The sequence below is a fragment of the Candidatus Avelusimicrobium caledoniensis genome (assembly GCF_902756455.1).
Lineage (GTDB): Bacteria > Elusimicrobiota > Elusimicrobia > Elusimicrobiales > Elusimicrobiaceae > Avelusimicrobium > Avelusimicrobium caledoniense.
This window is the reverse complement of the sequence record NZ_CACVRB010000025.1, coordinates 1-17958: the sequence shown is the minus strand read 5'-3', so window position 1 is coordinate 17958 and position 17958 is coordinate 1. Positions and strand designations below refer to the sequence as shown.

Sequence of the window (17958 nt, the reverse complement as noted above, 5' to 3'; positions counted from 1 at the left end):
AAAAAAAAAAAAAAAAAAACGATAATAAAGGGACGCAAAAAATAAATAAAGGAGCAAAAAAACATGAAGAACAACCAAGCATTTACACTTATTGAACTTTTAGTAGTCGTTCTCATTATCGGCATTTTGGCGGCGGTAGCGTTGCCGCAATATCAAAAAACCGTAGAGAAATCACGCGCTACCGAAGCAATACAATTACTCAAAACCATTGATCAAGCCGTAGATACCTACTATTTATCTTCGGGAGAATATCCTAAAAATTTTGATGAATTGTCCATAGATATCCCGTGGACCGGACGGGAAAAGGGATACTCAAGTGCCGCTATATCCGATGTCCGCTCTAACGGGAAATGGTCCGTTCAATTGGAAGAAAACGGCGACTGGCATTCCATTATAGCCACGCGATTAGACGGAAAATATGAAGGCGGCGGTTTTTTGATAGAAAAAACCGGGTCTAATTGGTTTACCTCGTGGGAATACAACAAACTATATTGCGCAGAGTTTTTACGTGGCAACAAAATATTTTCAGGCACCAATGGCGACTTTTGCCAAAAAATAATGGGAGCCACCTACAAAGGAGCTTCAAATTCCTTGCGGGCTTATACGTTGCCCTTTTAGAAAATTACCCGCTAAAAAGCACCCCCCGCCTTATAAACGGGGGGTGCTTTTTTCACATAACTAAAAACTACTTTTCCTTCGGAGCAAATACCACTTGCGTATGTTTTTTATCTTTGGCAAGAGCGGTAATTTTGTAGCCGTCTTTCGTCACGCCGATTTTAAAACCTTTCGGATGTAAAATTTTTTGCGTATCACGTTGGAACTGTACCGGATCGCCGGATAACAAAGATAAACGCAATAAATCGTTCGTGTAATATCCGTAGCGCGCTTTATGGCCCTCTTCCAATAGTGCAATTTTATACAAGTGCTTACGCGCTTGCCGCACAAAGTATTGGTCCACAATGGCCCCGCCTCCGAAAAATTGCTGATATGCCGTCCAACCAAAAGTGATCAACAAGATACCGCCTAAAAAACGTAGCAACAAGCTCTCGCCGGTGCTTTTCGGGCGAACTTGTACCACCACGCTACCGCCTAAAAAATCGTGTAATGCGCGGTGTCTATCGTCAAAAAAAGCTAGCAAAAAACCACACATAAGTAAGGCACCGCTGATGTAATAGCCAATCGCGCGGCACAACGCACGGCCAAAAGAAATAGACCCGCTTAAATCTTTTTTCACAACCGCAATTCCCACGAGCGCTTTGCCCAGTGTCATGCGGTCGCCGCACGAAAAAAAGGCCTCGTACAAAATAAATAACGCATTGATACAGCCGATAAGAGCCAACGCCTGCCACGCCGTTAATTCCGGGTGGGCGATTTTATCCCACAACCATACTACAAAGCGGCAAGAAATAAAAATAACGCCGTAATCAATCAGCAACGCCACAAACCGCTCCGACACAGACGCATACGTTACTTTTTGCTCTTGCGGTTGTTGGGCTTGAACGGCGGGGACTTCGTCTTGCATAATGTTAATGCGATGTTCTGTCATAAATTCTCCTCGTTAGTTTTATTATAACAAGTTTTAACGGTTTTATAATATATTTCTTCTTCTGCCAAGCCGGGCATTTTTACTCCCAAAATGATATCATATATATATGATCATTGATGACGAGAAACTACAACGAACGTTGGAAGATGCCCAATCGCACACCGATTCCGACGTGACGGAAATTTTAGAAAAAGCAAAAGAATTAAAAGGCATTTCGCTTTCGGAAGCGGCCGTTTTGCTCAATTTGACCGACCGCAATTTGTTAAACAAACTCTACGATACGGCTAAATTTGTCAAAGAAGCCATTTACGGCAACCGCATTGTTTTGTTTGCTCCTTTGTATATTTCCAACCTGTGCTCCAACGAGTGCGTATACTGCGCGTTTCGCCGCTCTAACACCAAGTTAAAACGCCACGCCAGCACGCAAGATGAAATCAAGCAAGAAGTAACCGCGCTGTTGCAACAAGGCCACAAACGCATTTTAATGGTGGCGGGCGAGGCCTACCCCGGCGGCGGTTTGCAATACGTGTATGACAGTATTAAAACAATTTACGACACCCGTTGGAACGGGCAAAACATCCGCCGCGTTAACGTCAATATCGCGCCGTTAACCGAGCCGGAATTTGAAGCACTTAAAAAGTGCAATATTGGCACGTATCAGCTTTTCCAAGAAACGTATCACAAAGAAACGTACGAAAAGTTACACCTCGCAGGGGCCAAGAAAGATTACCAGTTCCGTTTAGACGCCATGGACCGCGCGCTAGAGGCCGGAATTAACGACGTAGGCATTGGGCCGCTGCTTGGCTTATACGACCACAAATACGAGATTTTGGCTACTTTAGAGCACTCGTGGTATTTGGATAAAAAATACGGCATTGGGCCGCACACGATTTCCATTCCGCGCATTGAGCCCGCCGAGGGGAGCGATTTTAGCCAGCACCCCAACGACGTATTATCCGATGACGATTTCAAAAAATGCGTAGCCGTGCTACGCTTAGCCGTGCCGTACACGGGAATTATTTTAAGTACGCGTGAAACACCCGCTATGCGCAACGCGTGTTTGGAGCTGGGCGTGTCGCAAATTTCCGCCGCCTCACGCGTAAACCCGGGCGGCTATTCGTACGATAAAGACAACGGCAGCCAGTTTACCTTGACCGACGACCGCAGTTTGGCGCAAGTAATTGATGCTGTGGTGGATGCCAAGCACATGCCGTCTTTTTGCACGGGTTGCTACCGTTTAGGACGCGTGGGAAAAGACTTTATGGATATGGCTAAACCGGGGCTTATTAAAACGCATTGTCTGCCCAACGCCATGTTTACATTTGCCGAGTATTTGGAGGACTTTGCCCCCGCTCCGTTAAAAGCCAAAGGATACGCTTTAATAGAGAGCACGGCTAAGGCCACTTTCCCGGCGGACTCGCCTATTCACAAATTGATTGAGGACAATTTGGCGAAGATTAAAGCCGGTAAGCGCGATTTGTATTTCTAGTGCTTGCCGCAGATAGTATAGAACGCCCTGTGCTAATGCACAGGGCGTTTTGATAATCTGATATTAAAATATCCTTCCCCCTAGGCGGGGGAAGGTGGGCGTAGCCCGGATGAGGGGGACGTCGTTATTCCTATGCATAAGACCCCTCACCCGCCCTTCGGGCACCCTCTCCCGCAAGGGGCGAGGGAAAAGAGAGAGCGCCCGTCCGGCGAGTACCCTGACCTACATACAAAAAACCCCGCTCGTAAGAGCGGGGCTTTACAAATTTCTAAGAAACTTAGAATTTGATTAACATACCGAGTTGACCTTTGACGTTGTCGCGATGGTCTGCACCCAACATTTTGGCATAGTTCGCATAACCTACGCCGGCAAACAATTCCACATATTCGTTGTGGGCATATTTGGCGGTTAAGTCAGCTTCGTAGGTGGCCGAGTGTTTCATGCGATGATCTTGGAAAGAGAAACCATCCAAGGACACGGTCCATTTTTCAGCCGGTTTCATATCAAAACCGAGGTTGAAGAGGGACACACCTTCCGTGAGGCTGTAGCCATTGAGTTGACCACCAAAGAGGTGACCCATCAACAAGCCGGGGGTGTAGTTACCGAACGCAAAGAAGTTTTCGTTGGCATAGTAGAAAGTACCGCGCACGGTTACTTTTTCCAAGTCCGTCGCCGCATCTACTTTAACCATTTGGCCGGTAGCGTCATGTTCTTTGACTAAGCGATCACCGCCGAAGTTGCGCGCATATTCAGCGCTTAAGCGTACGGCAGCATCTAAGCTCAATTTGGCACCGTAGAAACCAGCATCGGAATCAAGGTTGCCGTCCGGGCCTACAAAGGCATCGCGGAAGTCATAGCCATAAACTTGAGCTTTCAAGTTGTCGCTCAAGTTCATGCGGAAATCCGCACCGAAGAAGTCAAAAGACGGGGCAGCCGGCACGCCGCCGTGCCAACCAGGAATCGCATTGGTAGCATTGGAACCCGCAACATCACCGTTGATGCGACCACCGATTAAGGTGAGGGCTTTAACGTCATCACCGTAGGTGATTTTGGCAGCGTCAACAGAGCTTACATAGCCGTTAAATTCGGCGTTGTAGTGATTCGGCCCAAAATAGATTACGGCGCTATCTTCGTCACCGTAGAATTGGCGGCCGACCGTGGCTTCCAAGCAGCAGAACAAGTTGTGCAAGACAACATTGGCTTCAGCCAAGCGGATGCTATCCCAGTAACCTTGAACGTTTTGACCGGTGGCATTGTTGTTGCCCCAAATGTTGGCGTATTGGAACATCACGTTAGCGGTTACATCTTCCACTAAATCAGCAGATAAACCGGCTAATACACGAGCGCTCGTTCCACGAACGTAAGAGCCTTCATCGTGTTTAACATCAGAGGCGATGGTTTGAATATCACCTTTGAGGTTTACATTTTGCAATACTTCAGCGTTAGCGGCAACCGGCATCAAAGCGGCTACGGCTAATAAGCTTAGTAGTTTTTTCATGCTAAGTACTTCCTCCTAATTAAGTTTGTGTAACTACTCCTACACTTCTATTAAAACTCTTTGGCAAACAAATTGCAAGTTTTTTTAAAAGTTATACTTGACATTGTTTTTGTAAATTTGTTATCTTGCATCCCGACCGACGTGAGTTTACAAGGTGAGATCCTGAATTAAATTCAGGATGACATTATTATCAAAAAACAACGTTTTATAGGGCCGTTATTAAAATGTCATTCCAAACTTGATTTGGAATCTCACCTTTTTGTAGGATAGAGCGATGACCGCTTACGTCTACATTCTAACCAATGACACAAATACCGTCTTATATATTGGTGTCACAAGCAACATAGCACGACGTATATATGAACATAAAAACGGCTTAGTACCGGGGTTTTCCAAACGTTATAAACTGCATAAACTGGTTTATTGTGAAAGTTGCACCAGCATTATAGATGCCATACGCCGTGAAAAACAATTAAAAACATGGCGCAGAGCGTGGAAAGAAGATTTAATCAATTCTATCAATCCCCAATGGAAAGATTTAGAAATAAGGTGAGATCCTGAATTAAATTCAGGATGACATTATTACAACGGCATTTCATAACGACACAAACGGCAGATGTAAATCTGCCGTTTGTGCGTGCTTATAGATGTTACGAACAACAGACTAACATTGCAAATGTTTATATGATTTTTCAGATTTGAGCCGTATTGCGCGGGCAAGTTGGGCGCATAGGCGTAGCGCTAGCTACGTCAAGCCCAAGGGACGCGCAAGACGGCCAAATGTGGAAAATTGTTTATCGGGAACACGCAAACGCGGGCACAACGATTAGTTGTGCCCGCGTGCGTGCTTATAGATGTTACGAACAGTTGTTATATAATTAGTTCCACAACGCCAGTTTGGTTACTTTATCCGTGCGGCGCACTTTGGGCTCACCCACGAGCTCTTGCACATACGCTTCGCACACGTAGATTTTAGTACCCAACATCAAGTGCCCGCCGATAACATTATATTCTTCGTCCGCCAACGTTACGTGCGCGTGCACCATGGGGCGATTATCTTGAATAGAAATGTTACCCGTTAAATTTAAGAGTTCAAGCGGTTGGTTAATAACGGTTTTTTCGTAGCGTTTTTTGGCCGGGTCGTAATAACCGATCGTCGCGTTAGCTACCGAGCCGATCACGCTGACAATGCCACATTTAACTTGATTATCGTGGCAAAAATCAGCGAGTGCCTCCAACAAATCTTTCCCTTTGGAAAGTTTGAAAATATACGTCCGTCCCGTTAAATAAGGTTTTTCTTCTGCCATAGTTTTTCCTCCAAAATTATAGCCAGTGTTTGGCTTTTTTTAAATCTTTCACGTACGTTTTGATAGCGGCCAACATATCCGCGCCGGAAAGTCCGGCCTCTTCATATACTTTAGCCGCACTACCGCTACCTAAAAACACGCCGTCCTTGTGCGGCCACAGCGTGTGTTCGCGCCCGGCTTGGCTCAGTAGCCACGCATCCAACGTTGGGCGGGTAAAATCGGTAATACCCATCGCCGTTTGGCGCAGTTCAAGCGGCAAGAGTTTTTCTTGCGTTTTTTGCGGCAACGCTTCAAACAATTCACGGCTGGTGATATACACGACGTTTACATTGAGTTTTTGTTTGGCTAGTTCCGGCAATACTTTTTCCGCCATGATTCTGCCCACTCCCGCCCCTTGCACGATAACCGTGCCGTCGGCCTTACCTTTGGCGCGGTGCATATAATAGACACCGTTAACCGCATGTTGCGCCGGATCCATACCAAGTGCCTTTCTGTCTGCAAACGCGTTAGACGGACGCGCCACAAACGGCGCAAACACCGCCGGACGCAAAGACAACGCTTTGGTTACAAGCGGCCAAATTTCATCTACTTCCATGGGAGTTGCCGTAATGCACGCACCCGCCGGGAAGTTATCCTGCAACAGTTGCAACGCTTGCGGGTCGGCGTGAGTCGGGCCGTCCTCGCCGGTAGGCAAACTGGCGTGCCCGTTAAACAAAATAAGCGTATTGGGACAAAGACCCGCTTCGCGCGCGGCTTGCATGCCGATCGCGTGCAAACGCGCGGCTACGTGTTCAAACGCCACAAACGCCCCGTACGATGCACTAACGGCTACATGATCGCCAAAAGACGAAATACCGCTACAAACAGCCGCCATACCGTCCTCACAAATACCGCCCATGGCTACGCGGCGTGAAAGCGGATTTGTTACCGCATTAAAATTCCCCGCCGCAAAACCGTTGGCCACCGCCGCCGCTCCCGTAGAGCCGTACAAATCGGCCGAACCGACCAGTAGCGTGCCTTTAGTTTGTTTATTTAAATAAGCAAGCACACTACCCAGTACGCCGCGCGTAGCGTATGATTTTCCTGTTTCAAATACAAATTCCGCCGGTACTTTTGACGGCGAAAACTTTGTATATAAATCTTGGCTGTTGCCTAAATTTTTACGCACGGCACGTTTTGCTTTGTTAAGTAAAGACGCCCGCGCGGCAAGCAACTTGGCCATATACTTGGCGGTAGATTTTTCCTTTTCCAACGCCGTGCGGATCACCGTCAAACTGGCCCAGAAATACTTTTCAATATTGGCGGCTGTTTTCTCGCCCTCAAAATGCGGGAACGACACGCCAAACGTTTTTTCAAACTCGGCTAACGCCTGATAAAACCCCTCAGAGGCAAACTTGTGTCCGCTCCCGTGTGATGCTTTACCCTCTAAGCCGTATTTCCAACCTTTAACCGTGCGGTAAATAATTGCCGTCGGTTGGTGGTTATTCAGTTGCGCCGCTAAGCGTTGGGCAATGTGAATTTGGTTAAAATCGTGTCCGTTAGGAACGTAAATCACGTTAAAATCGTGTATGCGGAAAAATTCACATGGATTCCATTGGACGTACTCGCCGGGGTTTTCCCCGTCGGCAGTTACGCGGTTTGTTTCAATAGAGGCCTCGTTCCAATCAATGTGAAAAACTACGTTTTTAAGTTGCGCTGTCGCCGCAATAGCCGCGGCTTCGCTCACACGTCCGGCGGTCAGCCCGCCTTCGCCTTCAATAATATGCACCACCGGGCATTTTTTGCCGTACGCATCCGCCGCCGCTAAAGCAAGCCCGACAGCAGACCCGTCACCTACGCCGCTTGCCCCGGTGCTGGTGCGCACGAAAGGAACTAACGGCTCCGGATGACCGCCCAATGTTTTGGCGCGGAATTTATTAAACAGCGGCGTGTTTTGCACTTTATTGTGACGGAAACCGAGTAAATCTTCCAAGCGAAGTTGCTGTTCTTTTTTAGACGGGAGCAACGCCGGTGCAGCTATGCGCGCGCACTCGTTACGCAACGCCCACATCGCATACAACCCCAAGGCCTTGTGTCCGGCGGCGTAAGAAATAATATCGTTCTCGTTTTTGTGCGGATATTTTAAATCGTACGCCATCTCTTTATATAAAAGGTGCTCCACGATGCGCCCGCTGGAAATACTCCCCCCCGGGTGGCCCGACGTCGGCACATAGTTATAAAGGATCGCCACCAACGTGCGGTAAGCCAAATCTAATTTGGTTAAGGCAGACACTTCCTGCGCGTTAAGCGCATAGCCCGCTTTTTTGCCGTAATCGGAAATGTCTACAAATACAGCCCGTTTGTTACCTAGTACCATTTTTTTATTCATAGTTAAAACCTATTTTTGTTCAATACCGTGTTTAGCTACATATGAAACGAGTTGGAAAAGTGCTTCCATATCAGATTTGGCAGACACTTCCACACACGAGTGAATATTGCGCGCCGCCAAAGAAAGCGCACACGCCGGAATACCCGTTTTAGACAAGTGAATCACACCCGCGTCATTACCGCCGCGCGGGGCACAGCGCACTTGCCAGTTGATTTTTTCTTGGCGGCAAATGTCTTTTAAACCCTCAAAAAGCCACGTAGGCGTAATCGTGCGTCCGTCAATCACGGACACACCGACTCCGCCACCTACACGCACAATGTGATTATGCGGTGCGCAACCGGGAATATCGGCCGCGCCGGTGGAATCTAACGCAAAAGCGAGGTCGGCCTCAATGCCAAAGGCCGCCGTGGTAGCACCGCGAAGGCCTACTTCTTCTTGCACCGTAAACACGGCATATACATTATAAAAAGGATTTTTAAGCGTGCGGACAAGTTCAGCCAGCACAAACACTCCGGCGCGATCATCTAACGCCTTGGCGCAAATGCACCCGTCGCCAAATTCTTCGTATTGGCGGTCTAATACCACCGGGTCGCCCGGCTCTACTTGCTCGTGTACTTTTCCGGCGGGGAGCCCCGTGTCAATATAAAGATCACTTAAAGGAACGGCTTTGGCACGGTCGGCTTCCGTGGTGATGTGGGCCGGTTTTGTACCGATGACCCCCAAAATCGGGCCGTTCTTGGTTTGCACGCGGACCCGTTGGGCCAGTAGCGTGCGCGGGTCAATACCACCGACGGTTACAAAATACAAAAATCCGTTATCGTCTACATAGCGCACCATCAGCCCCACTTCATCCATATGGGCACACAACAATAAATTTTTATCCGACGTACCTTTTTTATATACGATTAAATTGCCTAAAACATCGGTTTTGATTTCATCAGCATACGGAGTTAATGTTTCTTTTAAATAGTTCCTTACTTCGTCTTCCCGGCCCGAAACACCGGCCAAATTAGTTAAAGTTTTGAGAAGTGAAAAATCTAGTTTTTCCGTCATAAACCCTCCCATTGCACACAATTTTGGTATTTACATTATACTCACAAACCCTTTTTTTTGCAAGTGCTTGCCGCACGGGCGTGAGGCCTAAGACCTCTGTTTGCATTTGATGCGAACTGTTTGCCATATGGAATTTCATTGACGGTGCTTTCCGGGATTGCCGGGGGCAGAACCCTGCGGGCCGCCAAAGGCCGTAAACCGCTGTTTGCAGTTAATGTTATCCTCTACAAAAAGGACTTCGTGTTCTGCTGCAATTTTAATTATACTTACCCCAAACCGGAAAAAAATTGTAAAATGTAGTGGAAGAAGTTTATTTTTTAGGAGGAAATACATGACAGTTTCTTACAAAGAACTTGGCCTGGTAAATACCCGCCAAATGTTCAAAGATGCTATGGCCGGCGGCTATGCTATTCCGGCGTATAACTTCAATAATATGGAACAACTCCAAGCGATCGTTACCGCTTGTGTGCAAACCGGCTCCCCGGTTATCTTGCAAGTATCCAAAGGCGCACGCCAATATGCTAACGCCACGTTACTGCGCTGGATGGCTCGCGGTGCGGTGGAAATGATGAAAGAAATCGGCAAACCTGTTCCGCTTTGCTTGCACTTGGATCACGGCGATAGCTTTGAATTGTGCAAAGATTGCATTGATAACGGTTTTTCCTCTGTAATGATTGACGGATCTAGCTTGCCGTACGAAGAAAACGTAGCTCTCACCAAAAAAGTAGTGGACTACGCACACCAACACGACGTAACCGTAGAAGGCGAACTGGGCGTTTTGGCCGGAATTGAAGATGAAGTTTCTGCCGAACACCACACGTATACGGATCCGGCCCAAGTAGAAGATTTCGTTAAACGCACGGGCGTAGATTCTTTGGCTATTTCTATCGGCACGAGCCACGGGGCTTACAAATTTAAAGTAAAACCCGGCGAGAAATTACCGGAACTTCGCTTTGATATTTTGGAAGAAGTTTCCAAACGCTTGCCCGGTTTCCCGATTGTACTGCACGGGTCGTCTTCCGTACCGCAATGGGCCGTTGAACAAATCAACAAATACGGCGGCAAGTTGGATAACACCGCCGGCATCCCGGAAGAACAACTGCGCAAAGCCGCCAAAATGGCTGTGTGCAAAATCAATGTGGACTCGGACGGCCGCTTGGTAATGACCGCCACGATTCGCAAAATCTTCGCTGAAAAACCGGCTGAATTTGACCCGCGCAAATACTTGGGTCCGGCCCGCGAAGCGTTAATTAAAATGTACGCCGAAAAGAACGAAAACGTTTTCGGCTCCGCCGGACGTGTTAAATAAGGTGAGATCCTGAATCAAGTTCAGGATGACTTTTAACATACGCGCTCTCTTTAAAAGAGGGCGCGTGTTTTTTACACGCGCCCAAAATTCATACCACTTTTTACAAAATCTCAAGAGATCGTTTTATTTTCCGACAACAACATATAATTGGCAAGTAGCTCCATCGCTAGTCTGAATGCCTTCCAATTCACAAGTAGATTGGCTCTTAAAAAGTCCAACCGATTCACATACTTTATCAAACCGGGAGCCGCGCGTTGCGGTAAGTGCCGAGCAGAATCTCCCGTCTGCAAAAATAGTCATATCACTATGATGATATCCGACCATATACTGGTTTTTTAATTGTACGGAATTTGTACACATAGCCAATCTTTGACCATACAAAGAACATCGTCCCCAATCAAAGAAAGCCGAACGACCGGAAAAACTCTTTGCGGGAAGACTTACCGATAGTTCGTCAAAATTCGTGGCATAAGAACCGTTGGCTAAATAATATACTTCGTTAGCATCGGCGATGGCGCGCGTAATAGCCATCATGTTGGAGAAACGGCTTTTGTCCACCACACGCTGATACTGCGGCAACGCCACCGCCGCGAGGATACCAATGATTAACACTACCACTAATAATTCAATGAGCGTAAATGCTTGTTTGTTTTTCATACAACCTCCTTTTTATCATTACATAAAATGTAGCAAAAAAAAAAAACGATGTCAAGATTTATTTATACTTTTTCTGCAAACAGAAAAAGTACCAAAAAGATTTGCCGCCCGAGGGTGCCATAAAAAGCAGACAAAATGGGGAATTTTTCAAACTCGCTTCCGCTCAAACATGAAAAATTCCTTTTCCATTTTGACGCTTTTTATAGACGGCACTAACGGGCGGCCATTAAAAACGGCACAAACAAAAAGTTTGTGCCGTTGCGTGTCAGAAAAAATTAACTTTTATTTCCTAAACATCTCGGTAGCTCTATCAAAAATACCGTTGCAGTAGGCAATCGCAAGGCCATAATTGGAAACGGGCACGCCTTTCTCTTGTAACATTTCCAAGCGGCGCAAAATTTGCGTACGCGTTACCATACATCCGCCACATTGAATAGCCAACTTATATGTTTCCGCGTTAGACGGCAAGGCATCCAAACTGGCAATAACGGTAAACTGCAATTTTTTGCCGGTAAATTTTTGTAGCCAATTGGGCAGTTTTGTACGGCCGATATCATCACACTTATTAACGCTGTGCGAGCAAGATTCCATAATCAAAATTTTGTCGCCGTCTTGCAAACGGCTGATCGCGCGCGTGCCTGTTAGGTACGCCTCAAAATCGCCTTTTAGGCGCGAGAATAAAATGCTGAAACTGGTTAGCGCAATTTCTTTCGGCACGACGGCATTGACGTACTCAAACACTTGCGAATCGGTAATAACGAGTTTGGGCGTATGCGTTTGCAAATACTCGCGCAGTTCCGTATCTTTTAAACACACCGCCACCGCGCCGATATCCAACAAATTGCGAATCGTTTGCACTTGCGGTAAGATGAGCCGTCCCTCGGGTGCGGACGCATCTACGGGAATCACTAATACAACTTCGTCTCCGGCGTTTACGTGGTCATCCAAGAGCACATTTTGCGAGTAAGAACTTTTGGGCAAATACTGTTTGATTTTATCCAGCAATATCGTTGTATTAGGCGTTTTGCACGAAAAGCGCACCACATCCGCGCCGCGGATATCGTCTTGCAACGGGTTAATATCTTCTTTGTTGTGCACAAAGAAAAACGGCAATTTTCGCGCTACGCACGACTCCATTAAACTATGTTCGTACGCACCGAACTCACCCGCAAAAACGAGAATAGCCAAATCTACATGGTCAAACGATTCGTGCGCGCGTTGGATACGCAGCGTACCCAGGTCCGACGTGTCATCTATACCCGCCGTATCAATCAGCACCACCGGGCCGACGCCTAAAATTTCCATGGTTTTTTTGACGGGATCGGTAGTCGTTCCGGGCGCATCGGACACCACCGACGTGTCTTGCCCGGTGAGTGCGTTAATCAGGGAGCTTTTCCCCACGTTCATTTTTCCAAAAATGCCGATATGCGGTCTGTTTGCTTTTATCATAACTTTAGTATAGCAAATACTATAACTTTGTTGTTTGTTCCGCCCGATAGCGTGCCATTAAAAAGCGTTAAAACAAGTAAAAATTTTTCATGTTTGAACATAGTGAGTTTGAAAAATTTTCTTGTTTTAACTGCTTTTTACTAGCGTGGGCGGCCTTCTTTTGCGAGCTTTTCTGAGGCCAGAAAAGCGAAAAAGGCCTTGACAAATCAAAAAAAAAAACGATAATAAAGGGTCGGAAAAAAATAAATATAAATGTCATTCCAAACTTGATTTGGAATCTCACCTCTTTCTAAAACAACAATAAGGTGAGATCCTGAAACAAGTTCAGGATGACATTATCATTAAGATTAAGGAGCAAATCACATGAAAAACAAACAAGCATTTACGCTAATAGAACTTCTTGTCGTCGTTTTAATCATTGGCATTTTGGCCGCGGTGGCTCTGCCGCAGTACCAAAAAGCCGTTACCAAAAGCCGCTATGCAACGATGAAAAATCTCGTACAAAGCATTTATGAGGCAGAACAAGTGTACTATTTAGCAAATAATACATACACAACAGATTTTGACGAATTATCTATTGATGCAGGTGGCACTCATTATTTCACGACAAGGCGTTCTTTTCCATGGGGTTTTTGTCTTATTGAATCCACTTACGCTTATTGTAAAAACCCTACTATTAACATGTCTTACATAAAAACTTTCTCTACAGGCAAGGCAAGTTGTCAGGTTTACACCGGTGCGAGCGATACTGCCAAACAAATCTGTAAACAAGAAACTGGAGATAGCGGTACGGAAAACGGACAAGGCAGTACGTATTATATCTATCCCTAATCTATCCCCCTTTTTCTCTTATATAAGGTATAATGGAGATATATACCTTATCGGGGGAGATTATGACTCAATTTGATGCTTACTTAAAAGAACGGGCCAAGCTCGTTGAAAAAAACCTGTCTAAATATATTGCCAAAATTCCAAATGCACCGAAAATTCTGACAGACGCCATGGACTATTCCTTACAAGCGGGCGGCAAGCGCGTGCGCCCTATCCTTGTGATGGCGACCGCCGAAGCGTTTGGCAAAAAAGCACAAGACGTTATGCCCGCCGCGTGTGCGACGGAAATGCTGCACACCTATTCTTTAATTCACGACGATTTGCCGTGCATGGATAACGACAACCTGCGCCGCGGCAAACCCACCAATCACAAAGTGTTCGGTGAAGATTTGGCCTTACTCGCGGGGGATGCGCTCCTTACCTACGTTTTTGAAGTATTTGCACAAAACGGAAAAGTAAAATCTATCGGCGCGGAAAACACGTTAAACGCTTTGTTAAATTTCGCGCACTGCACGGGTGCGTCCGGCATGGTGGGCGGTCAAACGGCGGATGTCTATGCCGAAGGTATGGGCACACAGGACGCCCACAGTTTCCGCGCGGACAAACTGCGCCAAACCTCTAAACCGCTAGCTAAAAAAACCTTGCACTATTTTATGTTGCCCTCGTCCGTCAAGGAAACGACGCCGGAAACCATTTTAAATTATATTCACGCCAATAAAACCGGCGCACTCATCCGCGGCAGTGTGGAAACGGGTGCGTTACTCGCCGGCGTTAAAGGGAACGATTTAAAACACATCAAAACGTATGCCAACAGTATCGGTTTAGTGTTCCAAATTGTAGATGATATTTTGGACGTTACCGCCTCGGCCAAACAACTCGGCAAATCTAACAGCGACGCCGAAAACGGCAAACTTACCTTCGTCAGTTTGTACGGTTTAGAGGGCAGCCGTAAGCACGCCCAACTGTTAATTGCCAAAGCGCAAAAAGCATTAGACAGCTTAAAAACCGCACGCAAAAAAAATCTGTGGCCGCTATACGAAATGGCGGAATTTTTTAAAACCCGCACGTATTAAGGAGCGAAAATGAAAGTTCTCCCCAGTATCAAATCCCCCCGCGATTTGCGGCTGATTAAAAGAGAGTTACTCCCCACACTTTGTGAAGAGCTGCGCGAGCAGATTATCCAAACCGCCAGCCACAACGGCGGACATTTGGGGTCCAGCTTAGGGGCGGTGGAAATCATCACCGCGCTACACTACGTATTTAACACGCCCGACGATAAAATCGTGTTTGATACAGGCCACCAGGCCTACGCGCATAAACTGTTAACGGGCCGCCAAAAAGAATTTGCCAAAGTACGCACCAAAGGCGGCATTAGCGGGTTTCCCAAACGTTACGAAAGCGAATTTGATACTTTTGGCGTGGGCCACGCTTCCACCGCTATTTCCGCCGCGCTCGGCATGGCTATCGCGCGCGACCAGCAAAAATCGCAAGACCGCGTGATTGCGGTAGTGGGCGACGGTTGTATGACGGGCGGCATGGCGTACGAAGCGATGCAAAACGCGGGCTTACTGCGCACCGATTTACTCGTTATTTTAAACGATAACCAGATGTTTATTTCCCAACGCGTGGGCGCACTGGGCAAAGCCCTGACTAAATTACTCACCACCAAATACGTCCAACTGGCCGAAGAAAAAGCCACCAACTTTTTACAACGCTTTGACGAACTGGGTAACAACGCCGCCAAACTGGCCAAACGCGCACGCTCTATTTTATTTCCGGGAACGCTTTTTGAAGAAATGGGTTTTCGGTATTTCGGTCCCGTCAACGGCAACGATATGGACGCGATGATTGACGTATTGGAAAACGTCAAAAACGTCAAAGGGCCGGTTATTTTACACGTCGTTACCAAAAAAGGCAAGGGCTATAAACCCGCCGAAGATTCCCCCACCAAATTTCACGGCGTCGGACTTTTTGACGTGGAAACGGGCGATTCTTTGGGCAAGTCCGACCGCATTTCTTTTACGCAAGCTTTTTCAAAAGCCCTGTTAAAATTAGCCGCCAAGGACGAGAAAATTAACGCCATTACCGCGGCCATGCCCGAAGGGACCGGCTTAGATGCGTTTAGAGATAAATACCCGGCGCGCTATTTTGACGTCGGCATCGCCGAAGAACACGCCGCCACGTTTGCCGCAGGCCTTGCCGCCAACGGCTTAAAACCCGTCGTGGCGTTATACTCCACGTTTGCACAACGGTGCTTTGACCAAATCTTGCACGATATCGCTTTGCAAAATCTGCCCGTTGTATTTGCCTTAGACCGTGCGGGCATCGTGGGCGAGGACGGCCCGACCCACCACGGTGTATTTGATTTGAGTTTCTTGCGCGAAATTCCGCAACTGACTATCGCCGCGCCGGCAGATGAAAACGAACTGCAACATTTACTTAAAACCGCCTTTGACACCAAAGCACCGTTTATCTTGCGCTATCCGCGCGGTGCGGGTTTTAACGTGCCCATGGACGATAAGCCCAAAGCACTTCCTATCGGCAAAGGCGCATGGCTTAAAAAAGGCAAGGACGTAACGATTCTCGCGATCGGCAACCGCGTTCATCCCGCCGAAAAGGCCGCCGAGATTCTGGCCGAACAAGGCATTAAAGCGGGCGTAGTCAATATGCGATTTGTAAAACCCCTAGATACAAATGCTATTGACGAAGCACTCAAAAATTCACAATATATTGTAACGGTAGAAGATAACGTGCTCGCAGGAGGGTTTGGCTCGGCCGTGGCTGAATATCTGGCCGACAAGCAAGCTAATTTCCGCTTATTGCGGCTCGGTTATCCCGACGCATTTGTAGAACATGGTAAATCTGCCTTGCTGTACGCACAGTACGATTTGGACGCACAACATCAAGCAGATAAAATTTTAAGTTGGTTAAAGGAGAAATAATTATGGCAATAGACCCGAAATCTTTTCCGCATGATTCTTCATACATTAAAGCGTACGAAGATATGAATTTGTTAAAACATGACGTAATGCGTCCTATCCGTATGGAACTGGAAGTGTTAAAGCCGGAGCTGTACCTTAAATATTTTGATATTGAAGACACGATCGTCTGCTTTGGCAGTGCCCGCATCTACGAAGCATCCAAAGCCAAAGAACGTATCAAAACAATTGAGGCGGAATTGACCAAAAAACCGCAAGACAAAAAATTGCAAGCCCAATTAAAAGCCGCTAAAGCACTTAGCTCGCTTTCTAAATACTACGATGAAGCACGTGAATTTGCCAAGCTGGTTGCCCAACAGGCCGGGGATAAATTTGCCGTTGTTACCGGCGGCGGCCCGGGCATTATGGAAGCGGCCAACCGCGGTGCTTTTGAAAACGGCGGCAAAAGCGTGGGGCTTAATATTACGCTTCCGCATGAACAACGCCCTAACCCGTATATCTGCAAAAATATGGCGTTTTTGTTTCACTACTTTGCTATCCGCAAAATTCACTTTGTGATGCGCGCCAGAGCATTTGTGGTGTTCCCGGGCGGGTTCGGTACGTTTGATGAACTCTTTGAAATTTTAACGCTCATCCAAACCGGTAAAAAAGAAAATATTCCGGTGGTCCTCGTTGGCAAAGAGTTTTGGACGAAAGTTATTAACGTAGAAGCCCTAGCTAACTATGGTGTGATTTCCCAAGAAGACACCCACCTGTGCCCCATTGTGGAAACGGCCGAGGAAGCATGGGACATTGTTTCCAAAGCATGTAAAATTAAATAGTAAGTAATCTTTTATTGCAAAACCGCCTCACATACAATAATGTGAGGCGGTTTATAGTGGAAAAAATTTGATTTATGGCAATTTATAATAGCGCGTGTATGATGAGTCGCCTATATGCGTAGCGCGCATTATTTTTTCACAAAAAGCACCGCTATTAGTAATAAAACTTTTACTTTCCATACAATATAGTTCCCCGCTTTTAAGTTGTAAATTTCCCTCTGTGTAAGAATCTACCATATACACAAATCCCGCACATTTATAAGGTCCTGTAATAAAAGAGCTATTCGTTCCTATAAAATTAACGGAAGGATTATTGCTAATTATAATTTGATATATGTCATTTTCCCGTTGCGCATCCGTAGATTGAACAAGATTTCCACAAACTCCGGCTGTTGCGCGTTTTGTAGGTAAATCATAATCAAGAGAAAGCTGGGCAAATTCAGTAGCAGCTTCCCCCGTAGTCATTTTATGTATCACAGCATCACGGCCCACCGCAGAAACCGCCGACATAAGTTGAGCCGCACGACTTTTCCACACCGCTTTCTGGTACTGTGGCACGGCCACCGCCGCTAAAATACCGATGATAAGTACGACGACTAAAAGCTCAATGAGCGTAAATGCTTGTTTGTTTTTCATACAACCTCCTTTTTATCAACAAATAAAATGTAGCAAAAAAAAAAACGATGTCAAG

The 17958-nt window shown here is 46.6% G+C and carries 16 protein-coding genes; 8 read left to right on the top strand and 8 right to left on the bottom strand.

All coding sequences use genetic code 11. The annotated features are described in order from the left end of the window. The first annotated feature begins 63 nt into the window (after nt 1-63). Nucleotides 64-618 (top strand): type IV pilin protein, encoded by a 555-nt coding sequence (locus ACQY2W_RS06240; protein WP_428050467.1) that lies wholly within the window; start codon nt 64-66, stop codon nt 616-618. 67 nt (nt 619-685) lie between these two features. Here ACQY2W_RS06240 and ACQY2W_RS06235 read toward each other — a convergent pair whose 3' ends face one another. After that, nucleotides 686-1546 carry an RDD family protein gene (locus tag ACQY2W_RS06235; protein ID WP_428050465.1) on the bottom strand — a complete coding sequence of 287 codons (861 nt, stop codon included), beginning with the start codon at nt 1544-1546 and terminating at the stop codon, nt 686-688. Between the two features lie 106 nt (nt 1547-1652). Here ACQY2W_RS06235 and hydG point away from each other — a divergent pair, with 106 nt between their 5' ends. Beyond that, complete coding sequence (gene hydG, locus ACQY2W_RS06230) at nt 1653-3035, top strand: [FeFe] hydrogenase H-cluster radical SAM maturase HydG (protein WP_428050463.1); 1383 nt, start codon at nt 1653-1655, stop codon at nt 3033-3035. Nucleotides 3036-3312: 277 nt separating this feature from the next. Here hydG and ACQY2W_RS06225 read toward each other — a convergent pair whose 3' ends face one another. Further along, nucleotides 3313-4533, bottom strand: a complete 1221-nt coding sequence (locus tag ACQY2W_RS06225) for a hypothetical protein (protein WP_428050461.1) — start codon at nt 4531-4533, stop codon at nt 3313-3315. Between the two features lie 274 nt (nt 4534-4807). Between ACQY2W_RS06225 and ACQY2W_RS06220 the strand changes: the two genes are divergently transcribed. Continuing rightward, a complete protein-coding gene (locus tag ACQY2W_RS06220; RefSeq protein WP_428050459.1) occupies nt 4808-5086 on the top strand; it encodes a GIY-YIG nuclease family protein in 279 nt (92 codons plus the stop codon). A gap of 325 nt (nt 5087-5411) precedes the next feature. Here the strand turns inward: ACQY2W_RS06220 and ACQY2W_RS06215 are convergent, their stop codons facing one another. The 3 genes from ACQY2W_RS06215 to ACQY2W_RS06205 are packed head-to-tail and all read right to left on the bottom strand — an operon-like array spanning nt 5412 to nt 9261. Further along, nucleotides 5412-5840, bottom strand: coding sequence for a PPC domain-containing DNA-binding protein (locus ACQY2W_RS06215; protein ID WP_428050457.1), 429 nt, complete (start codon nt 5838-5840; stop codon nt 5412-5414). A 16-nt stretch (nt 5841-5856) separates the two neighbouring features. Continuing rightward, nucleotides 5857-8208: a hypothetical protein gene (locus tag ACQY2W_RS06210; RefSeq protein WP_428050455.1), complete on the bottom strand. Its 2352-nt coding sequence runs from the start codon at nt 8206-8208 to the stop codon at nt 5857-5859. A 9-nt stretch (nt 8209-8217) separates the two neighbouring features. Further along, entirely contained in the window at nt 8218-9261 is a 1044-nt protein-coding gene (locus tag ACQY2W_RS06205; protein ID WP_428050453.1) for a M42 family metallopeptidase, read from the bottom strand. A gap of 331 nt (nt 9262-9592) precedes the next feature. On the opposite strand from ACQY2W_RS06205, the gene ACQY2W_RS06200 reads away from it, so the two are divergent. Beyond that, entirely contained in the window at nt 9593-10570 is a 978-nt protein-coding gene (locus ACQY2W_RS06200; protein ID WP_428050451.1) for a class II fructose-bisphosphate aldolase, read from the top strand. A 123-nt stretch (nt 10571-10693) separates the two neighbouring features. On the opposite strand, the gene ACQY2W_RS06195 is transcribed toward ACQY2W_RS06200, so the two are convergent. Continuing rightward, a complete protein-coding gene (locus ACQY2W_RS06195) occupies nt 10694-11227 on the bottom strand; it encodes a type IV pilin protein (protein ID WP_428050449.1) in 534 nt (177 codons plus the stop codon). A 282-nt stretch (nt 11228-11509) separates the two neighbouring features. Beyond that, the gene (gene hydF, locus ACQY2W_RS06190; protein WP_428050447.1) at nt 11510-12676 is read right to left on the bottom strand and encodes a [FeFe] hydrogenase H-cluster maturation GTPase HydF; all 1167 of its coding nucleotides are present in this window, start codon (nt 12674-12676) and stop codon (nt 11510-11512) included. 363 nt (nt 12677-13039) lie between these two features. Between hydF and ACQY2W_RS06185 the strand changes: the two genes are divergently transcribed. The 4 genes from ACQY2W_RS06185 to ACQY2W_RS06170 all read left to right on the top strand — a co-directional run bounded on the left by ACQY2W_RS06185 (nt 13040) and on the right by ACQY2W_RS06170 (nt 17267). Continuing rightward, nucleotides 13040-13507, top strand: a complete 468-nt coding sequence (locus ACQY2W_RS06185; RefSeq protein WP_428050445.1) for a type IV pilin protein — start codon at nt 13040-13042, stop codon at nt 13505-13507. Nucleotides 13508-13569: 62 nt separating this feature from the next. Continuing rightward, complete coding sequence (locus tag ACQY2W_RS06180; protein WP_428050443.1) at nt 13570-14580, top strand: polyprenyl synthetase family protein; 1011 nt, start codon at nt 13570-13572, stop codon at nt 14578-14580. Nucleotides 14581-14589: 9 nt separating this feature from the next. Further along, nucleotides 14590-16449, top strand: a complete 1860-nt coding sequence (gene dxs, locus ACQY2W_RS06175) for a 1-deoxy-D-xylulose-5-phosphate synthase (RefSeq protein ID WP_428050441.1) — start codon at nt 14590-14592, stop codon at nt 16447-16449. A gap of 2 nt (nt 16450-16451) precedes the next feature. After that, on the top strand, nt 16452-17267 hold the full coding sequence (locus ACQY2W_RS06170; RefSeq protein ID WP_428050439.1) for a TIGR00730 family Rossman fold protein: 816 nt from the start codon (nt 16452-16454) through the stop codon (nt 17265-17267). Nucleotides 17268-17339: 72 nt separating this feature from the next. Here the strand turns inward: ACQY2W_RS06170 and ACQY2W_RS06165 are convergent, their stop codons facing one another. After that, nucleotides 17340-17903, bottom strand: coding sequence for a type IV pilin protein (locus tag ACQY2W_RS06165; protein ID WP_428050437.1), 564 nt, complete (start codon nt 17901-17903; stop codon nt 17340-17342). Nucleotides 17904-17958 lie beyond the last annotated feature (55 nt).

Bases quoted from the DNA above. Each gene is read 5' to 3' on its own strand.
- dxs (WP_428050441.1), top strand. From the start codon at position 14,590: ATGAAAGTTCTCCCCAGTATCAAATCCCCCCGCGATTTGCGGCTGATT.
- ACQY2W_RS06180 (WP_428050443.1), top strand. From the start codon at position 13,570: ATGACTCAATTTGATGCTTACTTAAAAGAACGGGCCAAGCTCGTTGAA.
- ACQY2W_RS06235 (WP_428050465.1), bottom strand. From the start codon at position 1,546: ATGACAGAACATCGCATTAACATTATGCAAGACGAAGTCCCCGCCGTT.
- ACQY2W_RS06215 (WP_428050457.1), bottom strand. From the start codon at position 5,840: ATGGCAGAAGAAAAACCTTATTTAACGGGACGGACGTATATTTTCAAA.
- ACQY2W_RS06185 (WP_428050445.1), top strand. From the start codon at position 13,040: ATGAAAAACAAACAAGCATTTACGCTAATAGAACTTCTTGTCGTCGTT.
- ACQY2W_RS06165 (WP_428050437.1), bottom strand. From the start codon at position 17,903: ATGAAAAACAAACAAGCATTTACGCTCATTGAGCTTTTAGTCGTCGTA.
- ACQY2W_RS06240 (WP_428050467.1), top strand. From the start codon at position 64: ATGAAGAACAACCAAGCATTTACACTTATTGAACTTTTAGTAGTCGTT.
- ACQY2W_RS06225 (WP_428050461.1), bottom strand. From the start codon at position 4,533: ATGAAAAAACTACTAAGCTTATTAGCCGTAGCCGCTTTGATGCCGGTT.
- hydG (WP_428050463.1), top strand. From the start codon at position 1,653: ATGATCATTGATGACGAGAAACTACAACGAACGTTGGAAGATGCCCAA.
- ACQY2W_RS06220 (WP_428050459.1), top strand. From the start codon at position 4,808: ATGACCGCTTACGTCTACATTCTAACCAATGACACAAATACCGTCTTA.
- ACQY2W_RS06200 (WP_428050451.1), top strand. From the start codon at position 9,593: ATGACAGTTTCTTACAAAGAACTTGGCCTGGTAAATACCCGCCAAATG.
- ACQY2W_RS06210 (WP_428050455.1), bottom strand. From the start codon at position 8,208: ATGAATAAAAAAATGGTACTAGGTAACAAACGGGCTGTATTTGTAGAC.
- ACQY2W_RS06170 (WP_428050439.1), top strand. From the start codon at position 16,452: ATGGCAATAGACCCGAAATCTTTTCCGCATGATTCTTCATACATTAAA.
- ACQY2W_RS06195 (WP_428050449.1), bottom strand. From the start codon at position 11,227: ATGAAAAACAAACAAGCATTTACGCTCATTGAATTATTAGTGGTAGTG.
- hydF (WP_428050447.1), bottom strand. From the start codon at position 12,676: ATGATAAAAGCAAACAGACCGCATATCGGCATTTTTGGAAAAATGAAC.
- ACQY2W_RS06205 (WP_428050453.1), bottom strand. From the start codon at position 9,261: ATGACGGAAAAACTAGATTTTTCACTTCTCAAAACTTTAACTAATTTG.